The organism is Globicatella sp. HMSC072A10 (assembly GCF_001811625.1).
Taxonomy (GTDB): Bacteria; Bacillota; Bacilli; order Lactobacillales; family Aerococcaceae; genus Globicatella; species Globicatella sanguinis.
Map to the genome: position 1 here is coordinate 1 of NZ_KV805742.1, position 3237 is coordinate 3237.

Consider the following 3237-nt stretch of genomic DNA (forward strand, 5'->3'; position numbering starts at 1 on the left):
AATTGAGGAATCACTCTTTGAAAGACCTGGAAAGATTTATGTTCTTGAAGTATAATGAAGGTAACGAAAGACGATGGTCTAACGCCCATGAAGCAGTACTCTGTTGAGGCGGTGGGTCATCGTCTTTCTTTTTCTAATATAGCCAATATTTCGTCTTTATACTTTATAAATGATATTTCAAGTACCCTAAAGTCTATCATATAAATATATTCTAATCGGAGGATAAGCAAAAAATTTAGTCCATAAAAGGACAAGGGGAGGCATAAACTTGATCAATTTAGTCAAGTAATTGTTTGTTAATTAAAAGCAAAATGGTTTACTGGCCTCCAACTGCGTCTTAAAGACTTAATTGGGACCTACGCAATTGTACGAGGGAGGCAGACAAAGTGAGAAATATTCGTTTTTCTACTTCTTGCCCACTCCCTATGCTTTCATTAATAGTTCAATTAAATAATTTATTTCTTCATCTTTTCCATCATATGAATCTTCTTCCAGTATTGACAATGCTGCCTTGGCCATTTTCCAAATTGGAATATGGATAATAGGAAATTTAGAATCGTTTTCTAATTGTGATTTCAGAAAATTGATAGATGCTGTGCTGGTATCCCTTTTTTTAACAATATCCTTTATTTTGATACCTTTATCTGATTCTGACATCATTTTCACTTTATCCACCTCCATATATTCGTTTCTTTTTACTATTCATCAAATCTCTCAACCTAATTATATAAGTTTCTTCTATATTATTCAATTTACAAAATTCTATTTAAGCATTATATGCTCTTTCCTCAAAACTCCAATGTTCATCCTTATCCCATACCAAAGGTAATCAATCCACATTTGAAAAAAATCATCCATCGCAATTAAATCTTTAATCACCATTGTTCCGTCAGTTCAAGTTATTGTCGTGATTTTGAACTATATATATCAACTTTTTCATTAATTTTGAGCCTTTACTCTCGAACTTTAAAACAAAAAATTGGCTCCTAGTCCTTTACCACAAACAGTGACAAGCATCAAAATGTAACCTCCTTCCACAAAAAATAAGCCTTTTATAGTCATGCCAGGACTTTTGTGTACAAAAATAGCACTCATCTCGTATTTGAGTAAGTGCTAAATTGCTTGTAAAAATTTAACTTCTTGTCCCTTAGATATATTATCAGTTTTATCTAATAACAGTTCTGTATGTAGCCTATTCCCCATACCAATACCTGTGCCTTTGATTTTATAAAATACAGTTTCGTCGATTGTGAGAAACGCTCCAATAATTTGAATGTCGGGGACAGCTTCATCTAAGCTAATAATTGTACCGAATGGTACTTGTGTAATATCAGCTACTTTCATATCTGGCCAACTCCTTTTCCAAAATTCTAAGTTTCTCTCAGTTTCCTCTTCTTTTTCTTTAGGAATATTATACTCCTCTTCAACATAAAGTAAATATTATTGCGCTTCAATTTCCATCATTGCACGATTTACAGGGCTACCCGTCACACGTCCATCTTTGGATTGTTGAGCATGATAAAGTTCTTCTAAACTGTTGAAATAATTGCTTTAAGTTGTAAAAAAATTAAATCGACACTCAGATTTATAGTAACCGCTATTTGAGGTACTAACTAAACATTTCGCTTCACCATTTGGACCATACTTCTTTACAAGAAAAAGTGACAAGTATAAAACGTCATCTTCATTCCACGATAAATAAGCTTTTTAGCGTCATGCTCAGGATCCATTACTAATAAAAGCATCTGCTTATTCAGAAGCCATATTTGCTATTATTTGATTTGCTCTTTCTTCAGTTATTTCTTCAAAGTCTGTAAAATCATTCATAAAAATATTATTGAACCAGTAATCACTTTCAACCCATTTACCACCAACGTACTTTTCCATTAGATAATTTTTAAATCTAAGGATAAATTTCTGTTGCATAACATCATAGAATTGTGTTTCCATTATTTTATCTCCTCAATTCCTGGTGTGTTTCCAACATGGAACTATTCTTATCATTCTTCTATTGAGTTCTACTATATCATTAGGGTGTGTATTCAAATGTCAAGATTTTCAATTATTTTATGAAGTGAACCATTTTCAATACAAAACTTTCAGATATATGATACTATATTCCAATTTTAAATCCATTTTTTCAACAATAGAATTTATTCATCTTTATAAGCCATCATTCTTCACCTTAATTATAACATATCTTACATTAATCAAAGGTTGTTTTATCAACAATCTAAAATATACTTTGAACAGCAATAATTTTCTTCGCTGAATGAGTTACAGTCATGTCATTTTGAATAACTAATTTAAAAGTTTTCCTTTTAAAGATTCTTTTGTCTGTTACGGAAGTCAAGCCCTAACTTCATAGCTTAAGTTTCTTTCGATCACAACTCAAACAGACAAGCATAAAAATGTAACCACCTTCAAAAAAAATATGCCTTTTATAGTCATGATCAGAACTTTTGTGAAAAATAGTACTCAACAATTAAGGGAATACTTCGATTAATTTACAAAAATAATCTTCGACCAATACCCATCTACCACCTTTTGAAGATCCATCAGTTGGCCTTGGATTAATAATTGGATATAAGTAATCTTCTTCTGAATCATCAACAACTCTTAAATAATCAGGTTCTATCCCTACAACGTCATACACTTGACCATCTGTTAGACAAATAACACCAAACGTCTCTCCTTCATATCTAACTTTTCCAATACATTCCATTTCTTTATAACTATCCGTTTCTGATTGATATACTTTTATCATTTTTTTATCCCCCTGTCTTTTTATCTTCACTAAATATTGCATATTATAACCCTAACGTTCATACCAATGAAAATCAAAAATGTATAATTCTGATTCTATCTTTCCAACAAGTTTACTCCAATCATCAATGTTGCCACCAAACTTCTCAACTAATTTACTAGCAACCCTAAATTTAGTTTTACTTCCTTTTAAACACTTGCGAAAACTCGACTAGAAAGTTGCCAAATCTATATCATTTTTAATCCCTTTTAATCCCTTTTCTAGACAAAATAAAAAACGCTCATAAGGCCACTAAAAGTCTTACAAACGTTGATATAATAGCTTTTTGATGGTTATTACTCAAAGCCATTTGCCGGGATCGAACCGGCGACCTCTTCCTTACCATGGAAGCGCTCTACCTACTGAGCTAAAACGGCACTTAAAATTAAATAAAAAAAGCTCCGCAAGTAGGGCTCGAACCTACGACATCA

4 protein-coding genes and 1 tRNA gene are annotated in these 3237 nt (G+C 31.9%); all 5 read right to left on the reverse strand.

The window, feature by feature from the left end:
* Positions 1-423: 423 nt before the first annotated feature.
* Entirely contained in the window at positions 424-666 is a 243-nt protein-coding gene (locus tag HMPREF2811_RS06770) for a hypothetical protein (protein ID WP_071408680.1), read from the reverse strand.
* Between the two features lie 447 nt (positions 667-1113).
* Positions 1114-1344: a hypothetical protein gene (locus tag HMPREF2811_RS06775; protein ID WP_071408681.1), complete on the reverse strand. Its 231-nt coding sequence runs from the start codon at positions 1342-1344 to the stop codon at positions 1114-1116.
* Between the two features lie 405 nt (positions 1345-1749).
* Positions 1750-1950 carry a hypothetical protein gene (locus tag HMPREF2811_RS06780; protein ID WP_071408682.1) on the reverse strand — a complete coding sequence of 67 codons (201 nt, stop codon included), beginning with the start codon at positions 1948-1950 and terminating at the stop codon, positions 1750-1752.
* Positions 1951-2485: 535 nt separating this feature from the next.
* A complete protein-coding gene (locus HMPREF2811_RS06785) occupies positions 2486-2767 on the reverse strand; it encodes a hypothetical protein (protein WP_071408683.1) in 282 nt (93 codons plus the stop codon).
* Between the two features lie 343 nt (positions 2768-3110).
* Positions 3111-3183, reverse strand: a tRNA-Thr gene (locus HMPREF2811_RS06790).
* Between the last annotated feature and the right edge of the window lie 54 nt (positions 3184-3237).